Here is a 19,498-nt window from a genome sequence, read left to right as displayed (position 1 = left end):
CCCCCCCGCCCCTCCTGCGCCAGCACCGCCGCCAGATTCCCCCCCGCACTATCGCCCGCAACACCTACCTGCCCACCCCAGTACCGCGCACTCGCACGCGCAAGCCAGCACAGGGCCGCACGCGCATCCTCCACAGCAGCGGGAAAAGGGTGTTCAGGTGCTAAAGCATAGTCTGGCAGCAACACCGCAGCCCCTGACTCGCGCGCAAGGCGGCAGCATATGCCGTGGTGCGAATTCAGCCCGCAATGCACAAACCCTCCCCCATGCAAATACAGAACAGCCCCCCGCACCCGCCCGCGCGGAACATACAGCCGCGCAGACAAAAGCCCCGTTGCCCCGGGCAGTTTTACGCTCATCACCCGCCGCAATGGCAGGGCGGACAGACGCTGGGGGAAGGAGGGTGTGTCCATAGCCCTACGCAAGACATGCAAAAAATGCTGATGCGCGCTCGAGTGCTCAGGTGCCAAGGGGGCTGGCTTTGCATCGGGGTGGCGACACTCCTGCGCATCGGTCGGATGGGCTGCGTGGTCGGCCTGCCGCTTTTTACGCCGCTCCTGCCTGCGGATTACCCCCAGCAGCACGCGTGAGGACAGGTTGGGCACAAGCGGGACAGACGCGGATGGCGGAAGCGTAAAATCGGGCATTGCGTATGATGTGCATTCTTACCCCATGCTGCCAAGAGCGCTTTTACGCCACAAAGCCCTTGACCTGCGCCTGCCGCCAACGCAGGGTGCGCGGGCCAGACGGTCGGACGGTCGCTGTTGTGCGTTTTTGCGCATGATGGAGGAAAGTCCGGGCTCCACGGGAAGAACGGTGCCGGTTAACGGCCGGCGAGGGTGACCTCAGGGAAAGTGCCACAGAAAACAGACCGCCTTCCGGGTTCCGTAACATGGGACACCATGGGACGGGCTGAAGGTAAGGGTGAAACGGTGCGGTAAGAGCGCACCGCTCCGCTGGTAACAGGGGAGGCACGGCAAACCCCACCGGGAGCAAGACCGAATAGGAACGGCAGAAACCTTCTGGGTTTCGGGGGTTCTCCCGCCCCGTCGTTCGGGTTGGTCGCGTGAGGCATGTTGCAAGACATGTCCCAGAGGAATGATCGTCCAGGCCCTTTTGGGCCAGACAGAACCCGGCTTACAGACCGTCTGGCACTCAACTCCCCTCCCCCTTTAATGCAAGACCGCACATGGGCTTTTGCGTGCCATATTTTACCGCAACAGAACATAACATGAACAAATAATGTCTTTTCCACGTGCGATTCCGGGCGATCAATACATCCGCGTAGACCCCGAAGTAAGTATGAATACTTTATAAACGGCAGTTTTCTGCTGTTTTTTCTTCGCTTTTAATTTGCGTCCCATGCCATCCCATGCTATCCCACGGCAGACCATAAAACACGGTTGCGGTCCCATGTTCCCCGCGCCCAACGAACAAAAACCATTGGCTCAAAAGGACTTCTGAACTTCGTGAGTGTGTTCCTCGGCACGCATGAAAATCGATTCGACGCAAAAGGACGCGTCTCGATTCCTGCTGGGTTCCGCTCTGTTCTCAAGTCACAGCAGAAGGAAGGCGATGCGCTGGTGATTCTCCGCCCCTCCCATACGCTGCCCTGCATTGAGGCATGGCCAGCCGTGGCCTTTGCCCGCCTGACCGAGCCACTGGACCGGCTGGACATGTTCTCCGATGAGCATGACGACCTTGCCGCCGCCATTTACGCCGATGCCTACCCCATGGACCCCGACCGCGAAGGCCGCCTGATGCTGCCCGACTTCCTGCGTGAGCACGCAGGCCTACAGGACGGAACGACCGCCGCCTTCATGGGGGTTGGCCGCATTTTCCAGATCTGGGAGCCAGAGGCCGCGCGCGCACGCCGGGCCGAAGCACGCCAGAAATCCCGCCGTGTCACCATTCCCGCGGCCCCGCAGACCAGCCAGAGGGAAGACTAGGCCATGAACGCGCTCCCCCTTCCCTCCGCCATTACGCCACCGGGCAACGGGCACGTGCCCGTTATGCTGGCCGAGGTGCTGCACTACCTGACCCCAGCAAATGGTGAGGCCATTCTGGACTGCACCTTTGGTGGGGGCAGCTATAGCTGCGCAATCCTGAACACGGCGGAATGCAACGTCTGGGCCATAGACCGCGACCCGGACGCCATTGCCCGCGGGCAGGCCCTGTGCGCAACCTTGCAGCAGGTCGAAGGTCGGTCGCGCCTGCACATGCTTGCTGGCAGCTTTGGCCACATGGCCGAACTGGCAAGGCAGGCCGATGCTCCGGGCTTTGACGGCATTGTCATGGACCTTGGTGTCTCCTCCTTCCAGATTGATGAGGCCGAGCGCGGCTTTTCCTTCCGTTTTGACGGGCCGCTGGACATGCGCATGGCGCGGCAAGGCCGCAGCGCGGCTGACATTGTCAACACAGCCCCAGAGGCGGAACTGGCCGATATCTTCCATTTTTATGGGGAGGAGCGGCACGCCCGCCGTGTGGCCCGCGCCGTTGTGGCTGCGCGGGCGGAAGCCCCGCTGCACACCACCTTGCAACTGGCCGAAGTCATACGCTCCGTGGTGCCACAGGACCGCTCCGGCATTGACTCCGCCACCCGCAGTTTTCAGGGCCTGCGCATAGCCGTAAACGACGAGCTGGGCGAAATTGAACGCGGGCTGGAGCAGGCCCTGACCCTGCTCAACAGTGGCGGGCGGCTTGTTGTGGTGTCCTTCCACTCTCTGGAGGACCGTCTGGTCAAACGCGCCATGCAGCGCGCCCTTGGCAAAGATGTCAGCTTCTCACGCCACGACCCGCGCGCCTCTTTAGCTCCGGCAGCACCGCCCGCTTTTGTCGCCCTGACCAGCAAAGCCATCCGCCCGGGGGATGCCGAATGTAAGGCCAACCCCCGCGCACGCAGCGCACGCCTGCGCGCCATGATGAAACGCCCCGCCCCCACCGCTCCCTCGCCTAAAGGATTGCAAGCATGATCCCCCGCCCATTTACATGCTGCTGCGCTGTGCTGGCGATTACATCGGGGTTCTTCCTGTATACGAAGAAGCACCAGACAACCCTGCTGGACCAGCAGATTTCGGGCATTGTGCTCGAAACCGAACACGTGCGCGCCCAGACCGCCATGCTGCGCACCGAATGGGCGCTGGAAAACCAGCCCGAGCGGCTGACTGCCCTTGTGGCCAAACATGCCGCCTATCTGCAATCCATGGACCCGGCGCAGTTTGTACGCATGGCCGATCTGGTGCAGCATCTGCCTGATGCACCAAAGGATGCCACGCCTGTGGCCCAGTCCAGCGCAACGGCTGTGGTGGCTGCCACCAACAGACCCGCGCCAGTTGCCGCCCCTGCTGCTCCTGTGGTTGCCGCAAGCACCGTGCAGCACACGCCCGCACCCGTGCTGGAGCATGAGCGCGCAACGGTTGTGGCCGATACCGCACCTGCGGCTCCCGCTCATGCAGCGCCGGCACGTGTGGTACGCCCGCACCCCACTGTAGTGGCCATGGAAAGCCCGGTACCGGCTGCCCCGCGCACCCTGTTGGCACCGCCGCCCCTGCCCGCTCCGGTTGCGTTGCATGACAGCCCTGTAGCCCCGCGCGCGGCAGTTGCAACCCGCCGCCAGCCAACAGTTGTGGCGGATGCTCCACGCCCCTTGCCGCTACACCAGAGCATACAGACCGCCAGCGTGGATGACACGGACACCCCCGCCCGGCACGCGGCCCCCGCGGCCCTCAGCCATGCAGACGCCATGGCCCCACGCCGTCTGGCCCAGAATAGTGATGACGTAACCCCTGTGCGCCACCCGCTCCCCGTGGCGGCGGCAAGCTGGCACCCTGTACGCCAGCACAGAACCCCAATGAGTCAGGGCTATATGGAAGCCCGCGCGACTTCCGGTTATACGAGCGGGTCCCTGCTGAGTCGTGGCAGCGATGCCCTGCCAGCACCCGTTCCCGTAACCAACTGATTATTTTGGCTGAAAGTCCCCCTGACACGATATGGTCGTTCCCCCACGCCATGATTCTGAAACAACACGCACGATTGGTGTAACGGGGGAAGACCTGCGCGCCCGCGCACACCGGGAGCAGATGCACGTCCGGCTTTTGTGGGTGTCTGCCGGGTTTTGCGCTCTCTTTGCCTGTGTGGCCATCAAGCTGACAATTGCTACGGTGCTGCGCCCCATGGCACCCGAACAGCGCCAGATTGCCCCACAGGTCCCCAAAATTCCCAAAATTGACCCCAAGGGGAGTCTGGCGGGCGATTATGCTCTGCCACAGGTGCACCGCGCCTCCATTGTGGACCGCAACGGGCAGACACTCGCCCTCTCCCTGCCGGTAGCGCAGGTCTATGCCAATCCGCAGGAACTGATCGACCCGCAGGACGTCGCGCACAAGCTCAAATCGGTCCTGCATGATCTGGATGAGCACGAAACCGCCGAGCGGCTGGCCCGGCACAAACAGTTTGTCTATATTGCGCGCAACATCAGCCCCCAGCAGGAGCTGGCCATCAACAACCTTGGCATTCCCGGTATTTATTTTGAACCGGGCGAGCAGCGGCACTATCCGCTGGGCCGCATGGCCGCCCAGATTATGGGCGCTGTGGATATTGATGATAACGGCATTGCCGGTGTGGAGCGGTTTTTCAACAAACGTCTGCTGGTAGACCGCAAACCCCTACGGCTTTCGCTGGATATTCGCGTGCAATCCGCCGTGCGTGAGGAAGTGGCCGCAGCCAAGGACACATTCCAGGCCATTGGGGCGTGCGGCATTGTTATGGATGTGCGCACGGGCGAAATTATCGCCATGGTCAGTCTGCCGGACTATGATGCAAACGAGTTTGCCCACGCCACAAATGATGAGCGGTTCAACCGCTCGGTCACGGGGCTGTACGAACCGGGTTCCACCTTCAAGCTGCAAACCACCGCCATGGGGCTGGAGACGGGGACCATTCATATATGGGACAGTTTTTCCTCCGTCCCGCTCAAGATCGGCCGCTTTACCATCCGGGATATGAAGAACGACCACTTTGCCCCGTGGCTGTCCCTGCCCGAGGTCATGGCCTACTCCTCCAACCCGGCAGCGGCCCATATTGCGCTTGATGTGGGTGGCAAACGGCAGGCCGACTGGCTGCGCAGCATGGGCTTTTTTGCCCCTGTCCCCGTAGAACTGCCAGAGGCCGCCCGCCCGCTTGTGCCCCGCCAGTGGGGCCTTGCCACCACCATGACCGTAGGCTTTGGCCACGGCGTGGCAGAACCGCCGCTGGCCATTGTCCGTGGCACGGCGGCGACAGTTAATGGCGGTATTCTGGTCACCCCCACCCTGCTGGATCAGGAAGATACGGACCCGCCAGAGCAGGACGCCACCCCCGGCGGCGCACTCCAGCAAGGCGTGCAGGCTGTAGCACTCAGCCAGAGCCTGCCCCCAGCCCCCCCCATAAGCACGGGTGCTCCCATGCCCGAGGCCCCGGTTGTGCCGCAGGGTGTGCGTGTTCTGTCCGAAAGCAATTCGGCACTACTGCGCAGGCTGCTGCGGCTGGACGTTACGCAGGGCACTGGCAGAACGGCAGAATCTCCCGGTTATTTTGTGGGCGGCAAAACCGGCACGGCAGAAAAAATCGGGCCGCATGGCGGCTACCTCAAGCACGTCAATATTTCCGCCTTCACCAGTATTTTCCCCATGAACGCGCCACGCTACGCGGTGTATGTCATGCTCGACAGCCCCCAGCCCACGCCGCAGACACATGGCTGGACCACAGCAGGCTGGAATGCCGCGCCCACAGTCTCACGCGTGATCTCTCGCATTGGTCCCATGTTGCAGATTTTCCCCGACATGGACCACGCCAAGCAGATTGACGCCCAGCTTGCCATTCCCATGCACCCGGCAGTGCCGCGTGGCGTCAGACCACTCGGTCCGGGCAACGACCCCGGAGACCCGCGCAAACTGGAGGCCGAACACCGCGCCACCAAACTGGCGGCAAAACAGGCACAGGAACAAAGCACTCACACGCTGGCGATCCGTAAAAAAATGGCACAGGAGAAGATGGACGAATGAGCAGCCCACTCTCCACCCTACTGCGCGCATGCGAACTGAACGCCACAACGCCAGCCGACCCGCACGTCCACGCCATTACGGCCGACAGCAGGCAGGTCGGGCCGGGTGTTATATTCGCGGCACTACCCGGCACACGCGTGGATGGTAGCAGTTTTATCGGGGCGGCAGTCCACGCCGGTGCTGCGGCCATTCTGGCCCCTACCGGCACGCAATGGCCGCAGGGCCTGCCTGCCTGCCCTTTGGTAACCTGCCCTGACCCGCGCCATGTTCTGGCGTTGTGGGCCAGCATGCTGGCAGGGCCACAACCGGCCCATCTGGTCGCGGTAACGGGCACAAACGGCAAAACCAGCACAACCGACTTCATACGCCAGATATGGGCCTTACAGGGCCACAAAGCAGCAGGCATTGGCACGCTGGGCCTGACCGGGGCAGAGGGTACGGGGGTTACCTTCCCCCCCCTGACCACGCCAGACCCGGTGGCGCTGGCCCGCGGGCTGGCAGCCCTTGAGCGCGCTGGCGTGCATTACGCAGCGCTGGAGGCATCCTCCCACGGGTTGGAGCAGCGGCGGCTGGACGGGCTGCACCTCCAGGCTGCGGGCTTTACCAACCTCACACGTGATCATCTGGACTACCACGGCACAATGCAGGCCTACCGGATGGCCAAGTTGCGGCTATTTGACACGCTTTTGCCCCACGGCGGGCTGGCTGTGGCCAATGCGGACATGGATGCAACAACCCTCAATGCCCTGCATACCATTGCCCGCGACCGCAATTTGCACCTGCGCCTGACGGGAACCCACGGTACCACCCTGCGCCTGCTGGCCTGCCACGCAGTACCCGCCGGGCAGGAACTGCATATTGCGTGCAATGAGCGGAGCAAAACTGTGACCTTCCCCCTGCCCGGGCGTTTTCAGGTCGATAATGCGCTGCTTGCCCTTGCGCTGGCTGTGCCTGATGAGACCGCACTTTATGGCGCGCTTGATCTGCTGCCCGCCTTTACGGGGGTGCGCGGGCGCATGGAGCGGGCCGTAGTCCTGCCCAACGGAGCCTGCGCATATGTGGATTATGCCCATACGCCCGATGCCCTCGCCCGGCTGCTGTCCTCATTACGCCCACACGCGCGTGGGCGACTGATTGTTGTTTTTGGCGCAGGCGGGGACCGTGACAAGGGTAAACGGCCACTTATGGCGCAGGCTGCGGCCAATGGCGCTGATATTGCCATAATTACAGATGATAACCCCCGCTCAGAAGACCCCGCGCAAATCCGTGCGGAAGTCCGCGCAGGCGCACCTGACGCGCTGGAGATAGGGGACCGCAGGCAGGCCATAACAGAGGCCCTGTCCATGCTAGGATCGGAGGATGTGTTGGTGGTGGCGGGCAAAGGCCATGAGCAGGGACAGATTATAGGCACAACCGTGCTGCCTTTTGATGATGCGGCGGTCATTCGCGCTGTGGCGGGTCAGCCATGAGCACCCTGTGGACCCGCGCGGAGCTGGAAGAGGCGACTGGTGGCCGCTTTCTGCCCACCACCGGCTCATCATCAACGGCCGACAAACCTGCCAACATCGCAGATTATGGAGCCGTCACCGGCATTTCCATTGACACGCGCACCCTTGCCCCCGGCGATCTGTTTATTGCCCTTACAGGGGATACGAGCGATGGCCACGCCCATGTTCAAGCCGCGCTGGACAAGGGAGCCGCCTGCGCCATGGTGCATACGGCCCATGGGCTGAATGACCCACGCATTCTGGTCGTATCCAACACGATGGTGGGCCTGCAGCAGTTGGCACTGGCTGCCCGCGCACGGTTTGCAGGCAAGGTTGTGGCCATAACGGGCAGTGTAGGCAAAACCACCACCAAGGACATGCTGCGCCTGTGCCTGAGCGCCAATGGCCGGACGCACGCCTCCGTAGCGTCCTACAATAATCATTGGGGGGTTCCCCTTACCCTCGCACGCCTGCCGCGTGATGCTGCCTTCTGCATTAGCGAAATCGGCATGAACCACCCCGGCGAGATCCTGCCCCTTGCACGCATGGTCCGCCCCGATGTGGCGGTCATCAGCACCATCGGTTCCGCACATCTGGGGCACATGGGCAGTCTGGACGCGATTGCTGCGGAAAAAGCCTCCCTCATCACCACCCTGCCCGCTGGTGGCATTGCCGTAGTGCCTGATGATGCCCACGGCGCATCCTTTTTTGCCAGTGCCGCACAGGCAGCCCACGCAACCTTGTGGACGGCAGGCACAAACCCTGCCAGCACCGCGCACATGGACCACCTGCGCGCAGAGGCCAGTGGCACACGGTTTACAGCCCACATAGCAGGGGTGGACGTTGCTGTGCATGTGCCAGCCCCCGGCCTGCATCTGGCCCGCAACGCACTGGCCGCACTGGCCGCCTGTGCTGCTCTTGGGGTGGACGTACCCAAAGCCGCAGCTGCATTGCAGGCTTTTGCCCCCGGCAAGGGGCGCGGGGCGCTCAGCCACATTGCAGGTGGCGCCGTAACCTTGCTGGATGAAAGTTATAATGCGTCCTCGGCCTCCATCCGGGCCGCACTGGATGTGCTGCACCACCTTGATGCCGCCCGCCGCATTGCCATTCTGGGCGATATGCGCGAACTGGGGGACTTCTCCACGGCAGAACACGCAGCCCTTGCCCAACCGGCAGCCACATCAGCCGACCTTGTTTTTTGTTGCGGACCACACATGAAAACCCTTTTTGACGCACTCCCCCCCGCCCGACAGGGCGCATGGGCGGACAATGCCGCAGCCCTTGCCCCACTGGTATGCGCCGCCCTGCGTGCGGGGGACGCGGTGCTGGTCAAGGGCAGTCTGGGCAGCCGCATGCGTGACGTGATAACAGCCCTTGAAAACCTTGATAGCGTGGAGCCCGCCTGAATGTTGTATCTTCTGGTCTCTCACGCGGTCCATGACGGGCACATTACCCTGCTTAACCTGCTGCGCTATATTTCCTTCCGCGCAGGCTGCGCGTGCATGACCGCGCTGGGCATAAGCCTTGTGCTGGGCAGGCCGCTTATTACCATGCTGCGCCGTATCCAGCGCTATGGCCAGCCTATCCGCGCCGTAGGGCCAGAGCGGCATATTCTTGAAAAAGCCGGAACCCCGACAATGGGGGGCATGCTCATCCTGATCTCACTCACCGTGGCAACGCTGCTGTGGGGCAATCTGGAAAACGGGTTTGTCTGGGCGGTACTGCTGACCACGCTCGGCTTTGGCGTTATCGGCTTTGCCGATGACTACCGCAAGCTGGCACGGCGCAATACGGACGGGCTTTCCAAGCGTGCCCGTCTGGGGTCAGAGTTTGCCATATCGCTCATTTGCGGGGCGTGGTTGCAGTACCTTATGCCGCCTGAACTGGCCAACCATCTGGCCTTTCCCTTTGCCAAGGAGCTACTGCTCCCCCTTGGTCTGCTCTACCCCGTGTTCGCCATGATCGTGATTACGGGCTTTGGCAATGCGGTCAATTTTACCGACGGGCTGGACGGGCTGGCCATTGGCCCCGTGGTGGTGGCCTCCCTTGTGTTCGCCATTCTCTCCTACGTGGTGGGCAACCATGTTTTTGCCGACTACCTGCAGGTCCATGCCGTGCCCGGCACGGGGGAACTGGCGGTGTTCTGCGCAGCCCTTGTAGGGGCCGGGCTGGGCTTTTTGTGGTTTAACGCGCCCCCGGCCGCCGTGTTCATGGGGGATACGGGGTCCCTCTCCCTTGGTGGGGCACTTGGCTCGCTGGCTGTCGCCATCAAGCACGAACTGGTGCTGTGCATTGTCGGCGGTCTGTTTGTGGTGGAAACGCTGTCGGTCATTATTCAGGTCTTCTGGTACAAGCGCACCGGCCGCCGTGTGTTCCTTATGGCCCCCATCCACCACCACTTTGAAAAGAAAGGCTGGGCAGAGCCAAAAATTGTCATCCGGTTCTGGATTGTTTCCATCGTGCTGGGCATGTGTGGTCTGGCCACGCTGAAGCTGCGATGAGCACCTTCCCCCCCACAGTGTTTGCCGTGAAACGTTTTGCCGTTCTGGGGCTGGGCCGCAACGGCCTGCCCGCCGTGCAGGCACTCAGCGCCTGCGGCGCACATGTGCAGGCGTGGGATGATGGAGACACAGGCCGCAACGGTCTGGCCGACGCTCTGGCCCACATGCCGCCTGAGCAGGCCGCCTGCATTACCTGCGCTCCGCTGGATGATCTGGGCGGGTTTGACGCCCTTGTGCTCTCCCCCGGTATTCCGCACCACCTGCCACGCGTACACCCCGTTGCAGCGCTGGCCATTGCGGCGGGTGTTCCCATTCTCTCCGATGCGGAACTGCTTTACCGTGCGGTACGCGCCTGTGGGGGCAAGGCCCGCTTTGTCGGCATTACCGGCACCAACGGCAAATCCACCACCACCACTCTTTTAGCCCATATTCTGGAGCAGGCCGGGCTGCCAGTGGCTGCGGGCGGCAACCTTGGCCCAGCGGCCCTTGCCCTGCCCCGCCTGCCGGATAACGGCGTATATGTGCTGGAAATGTCGTCCTACATGCTTGAGCGGCTGGACACCCTGCACTTTGATGCCGCCTGCCTGCTCAACCTGACCCCCGACCATCTGGACCGCCACGCGGGTATGGCGGGGTACGCACAGGCCAAGCGCCGCGTGTTCACGGGGCAGACTGCACAGGACATGGCCGTCATTGGCATTGATGATGCGGACTGCGCCCATATTGCCACCGAACTGGCCCGTGGTGCGGCACATTGCATCACGGTCTCTGGCGCCAATCCTGCTGCCAGCTATTACGGCAAGGATGGCGCCATATGGCACAACGGCGCAGCACTTGCACCGTTGGGGCCTACGCTACCGGGCGCGCATAATGCGCAGAACGCCGCCGCCGCACTGGCCATGGCCCGCTTTTTAGGCGTGGCGGACGATGTGGCGGCCCGGGCGATCGCCAGTTTTACCGGCCTGCCACACCGGCAGAAACTGGTTGAAACCTGCAACGGCACCGCCTTTATTGACGACAGCAAGGCCACCAATGCCGATGCCTCCTCACGCGCGCTGGGCTGCTACGACAAGCTGGTGTGGATTGCAGGCGGCATCGCCAAGGAAGGCGGGATCGACAGCCTTGCCCCGTACTTCAGCCGTGTTGAACATGCCTTTCTGATCGGGCGGGATGCGGCCTTGCTGGCGGCAACCCTTGCCCGCCACAACGTGCCCCATACCGTGGTGGACACGCTGGATCATGCGGTTGTGCAGGCTTACAGTCTTGCGCAGCAGACCCAAACACCCGTTATCCTGCTCTCACCCGCCTGTGCGAGCTTTGACCAGTATGCCGGGTTTGAGGCACGGGGGCGGCATTTTCAGGCACTTGCCCACGCGGTGCATGCGCAACAGACAAGCAGAACGGGGCAGTAGGACAAGCATGGCCGGTTATTCCCGTACTGATGATTCGCCTTTTGGCCGCTGGTGGCGGAATGTGGACCGGACAACACTGGTCTGCACCTTTATTCTGATCGGCTTTGGCTACATCCTTATGCTTGCAGCCAGCCCTGCGGTTGCGGTGCGCATTGGCGCGTCACGCAACATGTTCATTTTCAAACAGGTCATGTTCCTGAGCGTGGCAGGGCTGATTGTGACTGGCGTTTCCATGCTCTCGCGCCGCACCGTGCTCCGGCTTTCCCTGATCGGGGGCGTGCTCATGCTTGGTGCCACCATGCTCACGCTGGTGCACGGCATAGAGATCAAGGGCGCGCGCCGCTGGATTGCACTGCCGCTCATGTCCCTCCAGCCATCAGAGTTCCTTAAGCCGTGCTTTGCTGTGGTTACGGGGTGGCTGCTGACCGAGCGCCGTATTTCACGCTATTTTCCGGGCATGCTCATAGCCTTTGGCCTGTATGGGCTTATTCTTCTGCTGCTCAAGTCCCAGCCGGATATTGGCATGCTTACGGTGATTACCGCCGTTTTTCTGGTCCAGTTGTTTGTGGACGGGCTGAACCTGATTTTTGTCGGGTTTGGGTTTGCCTGCATGGTGGCTGCGGGCATTGCTGCGTTTTTTATCTTCCCGCATGTGCGCTCCCGCGTGGAGCGGTTCATGCACCCCAATGTGGGGGACCATTACCAGATTGATACGGCCCTGCGCGCCTTTGGCAACGGCGGGCTGATGGGCCGTGGCCCCGGAGAGGGCCGGGTCAAGGACCTGCTCCCCGACGCCCATGCAGACTTTGTGTTCGCCGTGGCGGGGGAGGAATATGGTCTGGTCATCTGCCTGCTGATCATCTGCATTTTTGCGGCCATTGTGGTGCGGACCCTGCTACGCCTGATCCGCGAGGACGACCCGTTTGTGGTCATTGCCACCACAGGCCTGCTAACGGGGTTTGGGTTGCAGGCGTTTGTGAACATGGCTTCGACCTTGCATCTTATTCCTACCAAGGGCATGACGCTGCCATTCATTTCCTACGGGGGGTCTTCAGCCATGTCTGTTGCTCTGGCCATTGGTATGGTGCTCGCACTCACACGGCAGCAGCCGGGGGGGCTGCGCTCTGGTAACGGCTTTATCACCACTCTCAGACAATGGCGGTCAGCATGACGTCCCGTACCATCGTGATCGCGGCCGGGGGTACTGGCGGGCATTTTTTCCCCGCCGAGGCTCTGGCCGAAGCGCTGGTGGCGCGTGGCCACCACATTGTGCTCATGACCGATGCCCGCGCAGGCAAACGCGCCAACGGCGTATTTGCCCACAACCCGCAGTATGTGCTGCGCGGTGCGGGGGTTGCCGGGCGTGGCCCCATACGCGCCCTGCGTGCTGGTATTACGCTACTGGGCAGCGCATGGAAGGCCCGCGCCATCTTGCGCACCATACAGCCCGATGCCGTGGTGGGGTTTGGCGGCTATCCCTCCATCCCCCCCCTGCTGGGGGCACGGCTGCTGGGCCGCAAACACCCTGCCCTTATCATCCATGAAGGCAACGCAGTACTTGGCAAGGCCAATGCCGTGCTCTCCCGCTTTGCCGATGTGATCGCCACCTCCTTTCCCACGGTTGCCAAGCTGCCCATGGGGGCCAGAACCGTGCTGACCGGCATGCCCGTCCGCCCCGCCATTGCAGCCCTTGCGGGTGAGCCATGGTCCACCCCGGCACAGGACATCTCCCTGCTGGTCTGGGGTGGCTCTCTGGGGGCGCGCATTTTTTCGCAGGTGGTGCCCGCAGCCATTGCCCGCCTGCCAGCGGAACTGCGCGCACGCATAAACCTGACCCAGCAGGCCCGTGCGGATGATGTGGATGCCGTGCGTCAGGCCTATGCCGACATGGGCGTAAAAGCCCGCGTGGAACCTTTTTTGAACGACGTACCAGCACTCCTGCGTGCGGCTCATCTGGTCATCGGGCGCGCGGGGGGCTCCTCCGTAGCGGAGATCACCACCGCAGGCCGCCCCTGTGTTCTGGTCCCCCTGCCCATTGCCGCCTCTGACGAGCAGACAGAAAACGCCCGCGCCGTAACCGATGCGGGCGCAGGCTGGATGATCCGCCAGCCCGACTTTACCGCCCCAGCCCTTGCAACCCGTCTGCAAGACCTTTTCACCACTCCGGACGACCTTGCCCGTGCGGCTGCCGCCGCAGCAACACTGGCCCGCCCGGACGCCGCCCTCCGTCTGGCTGATATAGTAGAAGAATGCCTCCAACTTTCTCCTTCACCCGCCCATCCGCCCTCACTCGAGACGGAGACACGCACATGAGAGCCCTGCCCCTTTCCATCGGAACCATCCATTTTGTCGGCATTGGCGGCATTGGCATGTCCGGCATTGCGGAGGTGCTGTGCCTGCTGGGCTACTCCGTGCAGGGGTCGGACATAGCGGAGAACGCCAACGTCAAACGCCTGCGTGCTGCGGGCATTCCGGTTACCATCGGGCATGATGCAGCCAATCTGGGCAACGCGCAGGTGGTGGTCATTTCCACCGCCGTCAAGCGCGACAACCCCGAGGTGGTTGCCGCACGCGCCAAGCTTATTCCCGTTGTGCGGCGGGCAGAAATGCTGGCCGAACTCATGCGCCTGCGCTGGGCCGTGGCCATTGGCGGCACACATGGCAAAACCACCACCACAAGCCTTGTGGCCGCCGTGCTGGAGGCCGCCAAACTGGACCCTACCGTTATCAACGGCGGAATTATCGAGGCCTATGGCACCAACACCCGCATGGGCAAGGGCGACTGGATGGTGGTGGAGGCGGACGAGAGCGATGGCTCGTTCCTGCGCCTGCCTGCCGTTATTTCGGTCGTGACCAACATGGACCCCGAACATCTGGACCACTGGGGCTCGGCCGAGGCCATGGAGGCGGCGTATGACCAGTTTGTCTCCAACGTGCCGTTCTACGGCTTTGCCGTGCTGTGCATTGACCACCCGGCTGTGCAGCAGATGATCCCGCGCCTGTCGGACCACCGGATTGTCACCTATGGCTTCTCCCCCCAGGCGGACGTGCGAGCCGAAAAGGTGATTACCGACAAGCTGGGCGCCACGTTTGAAGTCACGCTGACAGACCGCGTAAGCCGCCGCACCCGCAAGGCTGGCCCCTTCCGCCTGCCCATGCTGGGCAACCATAATGTGCAGAACGCCCTTGCCGCCATTGCAGTCGCCACCGAGATGGACATCAGTGACGATGTCATCCGCTCCGGCCTTGCCAGCTTCCGTGGTGTCAAGCGCCGCTTTACCCGCACGGGTGAGGCTGGCGGCATTACCGTGATTGATGATTACGGGCACCACCCGGTGGAAATTGCAGCCGTGCTCAAGGCTGCACGGCAGGCTGGGGCCAACCGTGTTATTGCCGTCATGCAGCCGCACCGTTACTCACGCCTGAGAACCCTGTTTGCCGATTTCTGCACCTGCATGAATGATGCGGATACGGTCATTGTCTCTGACGTGTATGCCGCGGGCGAGGACCCCCTGCCCGACGCCAGCCGTGACAAGCTCATAGAGGGTCTGCGCGAACGCGGGCACCGCTCCGTGGTCCCGCTCTCCAGCCCTGAACATCTGGCGGAAATGATCAACGCCATTGCCAAGCCGGGTGACTATGTTGTCTGCCTTGGTGCGGGCACCATTACCAACTGGGCGCAGGCCCTGCCCGCCCAGCTTGCCGCCCTGCAGGCCGAGCAGAAGGGCGGAAGCGCGGCATGAGCTCTCTCCCCGCAACCACGCTGGAAGACATGGTGCGCCATGCTTTTGCTGGCACACGCGGGCGTGTAAGCGCACAGGCTCCCTTGGGCGCACGCACATGGTTCCGCGTGGGTGGTCCAGCCGAATGGCTGTTCCAGCCCAGCGATGCGGAGGACCTGGCAGGCATGCTCAGCCGCCTGTCCCCCGAATTGCCGGTTATTGCACTGGGTGCCTGCTCCAACGTGATTATCCGTGATGGCGGGCTGGATGGTGTTGTGGTGCGCATGGCCCGTGGTTTTGCCGATATTGCGGTAGAGGCCGACGGGCTTGTGGTCGGCAGCGCCTGCCTTGACGCCACCGTGGCCGAACACGCAGCACAGGCGGGCCTTGCGGGGCTGGAATTTCTGGCAGGTATTCCCGGCTCCATTGGCGGTGCCGTGCGCATGAACGCAGGTGCTTACGGGGCAGATATTGCCAGCGTGCTCGACTGGGCGGAAATTGTTACGCGTGACGGCAACATGCTCCGCCTGGGCAATGCCGCCCTGCGCTTTGGCTACCGCCGCTCTGGCCTGCCCGAAGGGGCCATGGTGGTGCGGGCCCGCCTGCGCGGCACACCGGCCAGCCCGGCTGATATTGCCCGCCGCATTGCCGACATCCGCGCAGCACGCGAGTTGTCCCAGCCCGTGCGTGCGCGCACGGGGGGCTCCACCTTCCGCAACCCCGACCCCGAAGTTTCCGCCCGCAAGGCGTGGGAGCTCATTGATCAGGCCGGGTGCCGGGGCCTGCGCAGGGGGGATGTGCAGGTCAGCGAGAAGCACTGCAACTTCCTCATCAACCTCGGTCACGCCACGGCCCACGACCTTGAAGCACTGGGCGATGACGTACGCCAGCGCGTGGCCCAGCACTCCGGTGTGTCCCTGCACTGGGAGATCAAACGCCTCGGCCGCACACAAGGAACCCCCGCATGAACACTGCCAAACGCATTACCGTGTTGATGGGAGGCATGTCCTCGGAGCGGACTGTCAGCCTTTCCTCCGGGCATGGCGTGGCGGAAGCCCTGCGCAGCCTTGGCCACACGGTCAGCACGCTGGACGCGGGGGCCGACCTTGGCGTGCTGGTGGCCGAACTGGGGGCGCAAAAGCCCGATGTGGTGTTCAACGCCCTGCATGGCCGCTTTGGTGAGGACGGGTGCATTCAGGGTATTCTGGACTGGATGGGCCTTGCCTACACCCACTCGGGTGTGCGGGCCTCCGCCACAGCCATGGACAAGGCCGCCGCCCGCGCCACGTTTGTGTCTGCCGGTCTGCCGGTCGCACCCGGTCGGGTTATTGACATTTCCGAGCTGGAAGCAGGCGACCCCCTGCCCGCCCCCTATGTGGTCAAACCTGTGTGCGAGGGGTCGTCCGTAGGGGTTTCCATCGTCCGGCCCGGCGCTAACGTGCGCGCGCGCATTGTGCGCGACTGGACCTTTGGCCCACAGGCACTGGTGGAAGAATTTATTCCGGGGCGGGAAATTACCGTAGGCGTTATGGGCGATCGCGCCCTGACGGTGACCGACATTACCCCCACAGGCAACGGCCACGATTTTTACGACTACGACGCCAAATACAATGCCGGTGGCTCCCGCCATGAACTCCCGGCCCGGATCGCGCCCGATGTGGCCGAGCAGGCGCTGGACGTGGCCGTGGCAGCGCACAGGGCGCTGGGCTGTTCGGGCGCATCACGCTCGGACTTCCGGCTTGATGATACTAACCCGGATGCTCCACGCCTGATCTTGCTGGAAGTCAACACCCAGCCGGGCATGACCGCGACATCACTCCTGCCCGAGCAGGCGGCCTACTGTGGCATCAGCTACCCCGAACTGTGCAACTGGCTGGTTGAGCAGGCCACCTGCCGCCAATGAAGCGCCCCGCCAGCCGCCCCTCCCGCACGGGACTGTTCCTAAAGCGCCAGAAGCGCCTGCTCCGGCCTGTTATCGGGCTGGCGCTTCTGGCGTGCGCTGGGGCCGGGGTGTATCTGGCAGTGCCACTCCCCCTGCTGGAACAACAGATTGCCCCACTGCGGGACAAAGTTCTGGGCACGTCCGCCCTGCGGGTGACCAGCATCCGGGTCGAAGGGGCCAACCTGACCAGCGATGGCGCAATCCGTGCAGCGCTCAATATTGCCGTGGGCGACCCGGTGCTGAACTTCAACGTCTCCCGCGCGCGGGAGAACCTGAACGCCCTGCCTTTTATTGACCACGTCAGCGTGGAACGCCACCTGTCGGGTGAAATTGACGTGCATATTACCGAGCGCCCCCCCTATGCGGTGTGGCAGCATCAGGGGCATTTCATCCTCATCGACCGGCAGGGGCAAAAGGTGCCTGATCAGGGTGCGAACGACAAGGACGCAACGGCCTTTGCAAAACTGCCACTGGTGGTAGGCGACGGCGCAAACGAAAACGCCGCCGCACTGATTGACGTGCTAGCGCAGGAGCCGGAGGTCAAATCCCACGTGGCGGCTGCCGTGCGGGTCAGTGACCGCCGCTGGAACCTTAGTCTCAAAGATGGCGCAACCGTGCTCCTACCTGAAGGGGAGGAAGCTCCGGCCATTCACCGCCTGGCCCGGATCAACGCCAGTACCCAGTTGCTGGACCGCCCCGTGGTGCTGATAGACATGCGCCTGCCCGACCGGCTGACCATAAGGGAGCGCCCGCCAGAACCTGCCCCGGCCTCCACGCCGCAGGCGGGGGATGCAGCCAAGGCGGCGCCACCGGCCCATAATACTCCGGGCAAGGACACCCCCCACGTCCCGCACCACGCCCAGACCAAAGACACCCCCAAAACCCCTACGGAGGAAAGCCGAGATGAATGACAGCGCGCACTCCCCAGCTTCCCCCGAGCTTAGTCTGACCGACCGCCTGCACAAAAAACGGACCAGCGCCCCGGCCAGTTCCACCCTGCGCATGAGCGGGGGGGCTGGCTCACTCCCTCTGCCGCCGAGCGAGCGCAACAAACGCCCACACACATGGCGCAACGGCTACAGCGCCGTGCTGGACATCGGGTCCACCAAGATCACCTGCCTGATCGGCAAAGGCGAGCCCAACGGCATGCTGCGTGTGGCAGGCTTTGGCTGGCGCCGCTCCGCCGGTGTGCGCAACGGGGCCATTACCGAGTTGCAGGAGGCGGAAGCCGCCATACGCGCAACCGTGGCTCAGGCCGAAAACATGGCCGAGCGCACCATAGACAAGGTGGTTGTCAACCTGTCCTGCGGGCACCCTGCCAGTCGGCTGTTCAATGTCCGCTGGCCCATTGGCGGGCGGGTTGTAACCGAAGCAGACATCCGCCGGGTAGTGACAGAGGGCCGGGTACAGGCCACCGTGCAGGGGCGTGAGGTCATTCACACCCTGCCCATCGACTTTACGGTGGACGATACCGAGGGCGTGTCCGACCCACGGGGGCACCTGTGCGAAACGCTCAAGGCGCGCCTGCATATTATAGATGCGGCAACCACCGCCCTGCTGAACCTTGAGACGGTACTCAACCGGGCAGAACTGCGCATGGAGGCTCTTGTCTCCTCCCCCCTTGCATCAGGGTTATCCGTGCTGGATGCGGATGAGCGTGACCTTGGCTCCACCATTGTGGACATGGGGGGCGGCACCACATCGCTCGCGGTGTTTGGCGAGGGGCAGATCCTGCACACGGCCCAGATCGGTGTTGGGGGGCTGCACGTCACGCGCGATATTGCCCGCGGGCTTGGCACATCGCTCGACAATGCAGAGCGGCTGAAAACCGTTTACGGGAGTGCCGACCTCTCCTCCGATGTGGAGGACGAAATCCTGACCGTGGAACTGCTGGGCAATGACGTGCCGCATTTTGAGCAGATATCCCGCGCGCAGCTTGGCCGCATCATTCGCCCACGCATGGAAGAAACACTGGAGCTGGTGCGCGAAAAACTGGATGGCGCGGGCCTTGGCATGGCCGCCAGCGGTCGCATCGTGCTGACCGGGGGCGGCTCCCTGCTGGATGGAATCCGCCCTCTGGCAGAGCGTATTCTGGGAGCGCCGGTCAGTGTTGGCCGCCACTCCGGCCCCGGTTTTACCCGCTCCGTCCGACTGGGACGGCCCAAGAATATTGCCGGATTGCCAGAAGATACCGCGGCCGCCGCAGGCTTTGCCACAGCCGCCGGGCTGCTGTTCTGGGCGGCCAGTGCGGAGCGCCCGTTCAGTGATGTGGAATTCCGTGAAGCCGCACCAAGTGGTTTTTTACAAAAACTGGTTGCTTTTATTCGTGAGAGGGTTTGATTTGCCTCTCAAAAGCTTGGTAAACTATCCGCAATATTATCCAACCCGCCCCCGTT

The 19,498-nt window shown here is 63.1% G+C and carries 16 protein-coding genes and 1 other RNA gene; 16 read left to right on the top strand and 1 reads right to left on the bottom strand.

The window, feature by feature from the left end:
- Window positions 1–644, bottom strand: a 644-nt coding sequence (locus HK26_RS07980) for an alpha/beta hydrolase fold domain-containing protein (protein ID WP_143296316.1), incomplete at its 3' end; no start/stop codon positions are given.
- Between the two features lie 95 nt (window positions 645–739).
- Between HK26_RS07980 and rnpB the strand changes: the two genes are divergently transcribed.
- From rnpB to ftsA, 16 genes are all read left to right on the top strand, one after another.
- An RNA gene (gene rnpB, locus HK26_RS07975) (RNase P RNA component class A) lies at window positions 740–1,153 on the top strand.
- 313 nt (window positions 1,154–1,466) lie between these two features.
- Complete coding sequence (gene mraZ / locus HK26_RS07970; RefSeq protein WP_086639285.1) at window positions 1,467–1,946, top strand: division/cell wall cluster transcriptional repressor MraZ; 480 nt, start codon at window positions 1,467–1,469, stop codon at window positions 1,944–1,946.
- Window positions 1,947–1,949: 3 nt separating this feature from the next.
- Window positions 1,950–2,969 carry a 16S rRNA (cytosine(1402)-N(4))-methyltransferase RsmH gene (gene rsmH / locus HK26_RS07965; RefSeq protein ID WP_086639284.1) on the top strand — a complete coding sequence of 340 codons (1,020 nt, stop codon included), beginning with the start codon at window positions 1,950–1,952 and terminating at the stop codon, window positions 2,967–2,969.
- A complete protein-coding gene (ftsL, locus tag HK26_RS07960) occupies window positions 2,966–3,955 on the top strand; it encodes a cell division protein FtsL (RefSeq protein ID WP_086639283.1) in 990 nt (329 codons plus the stop codon). The genes rsmH and ftsL overlap by 4 nt, the downstream gene beginning before the upstream one ends.
- 31 nt (window positions 3,956–3,986) lie before the next feature.
- Entirely contained in the window at window positions 3,987–6,038 is a 2,052-nt protein-coding gene (locus HK26_RS07955; RefSeq protein ID WP_086639282.1) for a peptidoglycan D,D-transpeptidase FtsI family protein, read from the top strand.
- Complete coding sequence (locus tag HK26_RS07950) at window positions 6,035–7,507, top strand: UDP-N-acetylmuramoyl-L-alanyl-D-glutamate--2,6-diaminopimelate ligase (RefSeq protein WP_086639281.1); 1,473 nt, start codon at window positions 6,035–6,037, stop codon at window positions 7,505–7,507. The genes HK26_RS07955 and HK26_RS07950 overlap by 4 nt, the downstream gene beginning before the upstream one ends.
- Window positions 7,504–8,931, top strand: coding sequence for a UDP-N-acetylmuramoyl-tripeptide--D-alanyl-D-alanine ligase (locus tag HK26_RS07945; RefSeq protein ID WP_086639280.1), 1,428 nt, complete (start codon window positions 7,504–7,506; stop codon window positions 8,929–8,931). Before HK26_RS07950 ends, HK26_RS07945 begins: the two co-directional genes overlap by 4 nt.
- Window positions 8,932–10,026: a phospho-N-acetylmuramoyl-pentapeptide-transferase gene (gene mraY, locus HK26_RS07940; protein ID WP_025826468.1), complete on the top strand. Its 1,095-nt coding sequence runs from the start codon at window positions 8,932–8,934 to the stop codon at window positions 10,024–10,026.
- A complete protein-coding gene (gene murD / locus HK26_RS07935; protein WP_086639279.1) occupies window positions 10,023–11,438 on the top strand; it encodes a UDP-N-acetylmuramoyl-L-alanine--D-glutamate ligase in 1,416 nt (471 codons plus the stop codon). Before mraY ends, murD begins: the two co-directional genes overlap by 4 nt.
- Before the next feature lie 7 nt (window positions 11,439–11,445).
- Window positions 11,446–12,609, top strand: coding sequence for an FtsW/RodA/SpoVE family cell cycle protein (locus tag HK26_RS07930; RefSeq protein WP_086639278.1), 1,164 nt, complete (start codon window positions 11,446–11,448; stop codon window positions 12,607–12,609).
- Window positions 12,606–13,751, top strand: a complete 1,146-nt coding sequence (gene murG, locus HK26_RS07925; protein WP_086639297.1) for an undecaprenyldiphospho-muramoylpentapeptide beta-N-acetylglucosaminyltransferase — start codon at window positions 12,606–12,608, stop codon at window positions 13,749–13,751. The genes HK26_RS07930 and murG overlap by 4 nt, the downstream gene beginning before the upstream one ends.
- Window positions 13,748–15,181, top strand: coding sequence for a UDP-N-acetylmuramate--L-alanine ligase (murC, locus tag HK26_RS07920; RefSeq protein WP_025826464.1), 1,434 nt, complete (start codon window positions 13,748–13,750; stop codon window positions 15,179–15,181). Before murG ends, murC begins: the two co-directional genes overlap by 4 nt.
- The gene (gene murB / locus HK26_RS07915; protein WP_086639277.1) at window positions 15,178–16,128 is read left to right on the top strand and encodes a UDP-N-acetylmuramate dehydrogenase; all 951 of its coding nucleotides are present in this window, start codon (window positions 15,178–15,180) and stop codon (window positions 16,126–16,128) included. The genes murC and murB overlap by 4 nt, the downstream gene beginning before the upstream one ends.
- Window positions 16,125–17,063 (top strand): D-alanine--D-alanine ligase, encoded by a 939-nt coding sequence (locus tag HK26_RS07910; RefSeq protein ID WP_086639276.1) that lies wholly within the window; start codon window positions 16,125–16,127, stop codon window positions 17,061–17,063. The genes murB and HK26_RS07910 overlap by 4 nt, the downstream gene beginning before the upstream one ends.
- Window positions 17,060–18,013, top strand: coding sequence for a cell division protein FtsQ/DivIB (locus HK26_RS07905; RefSeq protein ID WP_086639275.1), 954 nt, complete (start codon window positions 17,060–17,062; stop codon window positions 18,011–18,013). The genes HK26_RS07910 and HK26_RS07905 overlap by 4 nt, the downstream gene beginning before the upstream one ends.
- Entirely contained in the window at window positions 18,006–19,442 is a 1,437-nt protein-coding gene (ftsA, locus tag HK26_RS07900; protein ID WP_086639274.1) for a cell division protein FtsA, read from the top strand. Before HK26_RS07905 ends, ftsA begins: the two co-directional genes overlap by 8 nt.
- The last annotated feature ends 56 nt before the right edge of the window (window positions 19,443–19,498 follow it).

The organism is Acetobacter okinawensis, from assembly GCF_002153655.1.
Lineage (GTDB): Bacteria > Pseudomonadota > Alphaproteobacteria > Acetobacterales > Acetobacteraceae > Acetobacter > Acetobacter okinawensis_A.
Note: the sequence above shows the minus strand (reverse complement) of the source record. Positions and strands in the feature narration are given on the sequence as shown.

Excerpts from the sequence above, each read along its gene's own strand:
- HK26_RS07955 (WP_086639282.1), top strand. The coding sequence starts at position 3,987 with ATGGTCGTTCCCCCACGCCATGATTCTGAAACAACACGCACGATTGGT.
- murC (WP_025826464.1), top strand. The coding sequence starts at position 13,748 with ATGAGAGCCCTGCCCCTTTCCATCGGAACCATCCATTTTGTCGGCATT.
- HK26_RS07930 (WP_086639278.1), top strand. The coding sequence starts at position 11,446 with ATGGCCGGTTATTCCCGTACTGATGATTCGCCTTTTGGCCGCTGGTGG.
- murG (WP_086639297.1), top strand. The coding sequence starts at position 12,606 with ATGACGTCCCGTACCATCGTGATCGCGGCCGGGGGTACTGGCGGGCAT.
- HK26_RS07910 (WP_086639276.1), top strand. The coding sequence starts at position 16,125 with ATGAACACTGCCAAACGCATTACCGTGTTGATGGGAGGCATGTCCTCG.
- HK26_RS07905 (WP_086639275.1), top strand. The coding sequence starts at position 17,060 with ATGAAGCGCCCCGCCAGCCGCCCCTCCCGCACGGGACTGTTCCTAAAG.
- HK26_RS07950 (WP_086639281.1), top strand. The coding sequence starts at position 6,035 with ATGAGCAGCCCACTCTCCACCCTACTGCGCGCATGCGAACTGAACGCC.
- mraY (WP_025826468.1), top strand. The coding sequence starts at position 8,932 with ATGTTGTATCTTCTGGTCTCTCACGCGGTCCATGACGGGCACATTACC.
- HK26_RS07945 (WP_086639280.1), top strand. The coding sequence starts at position 7,504 with ATGAGCACCCTGTGGACCCGCGCGGAGCTGGAAGAGGCGACTGGTGGC.
- ftsA (WP_086639274.1), top strand. The coding sequence starts at position 18,006 with ATGAATGACAGCGCGCACTCCCCAGCTTCCCCCGAGCTTAGTCTGACC.
- ftsL (WP_086639283.1), top strand. The coding sequence starts at position 2,966 with ATGATCCCCCGCCCATTTACATGCTGCTGCGCTGTGCTGGCGATTACA.
- rsmH (WP_086639284.1), top strand. The coding sequence starts at position 1,950 with ATGAACGCGCTCCCCCTTCCCTCCGCCATTACGCCACCGGGCAACGGG.
- murD (WP_086639279.1), top strand. The coding sequence starts at position 10,023 with ATGAGCACCTTCCCCCCCACAGTGTTTGCCGTGAAACGTTTTGCCGTT.
- murB (WP_086639277.1), top strand. The coding sequence starts at position 15,178 with ATGAGCTCTCTCCCCGCAACCACGCTGGAAGACATGGTGCGCCATGCT.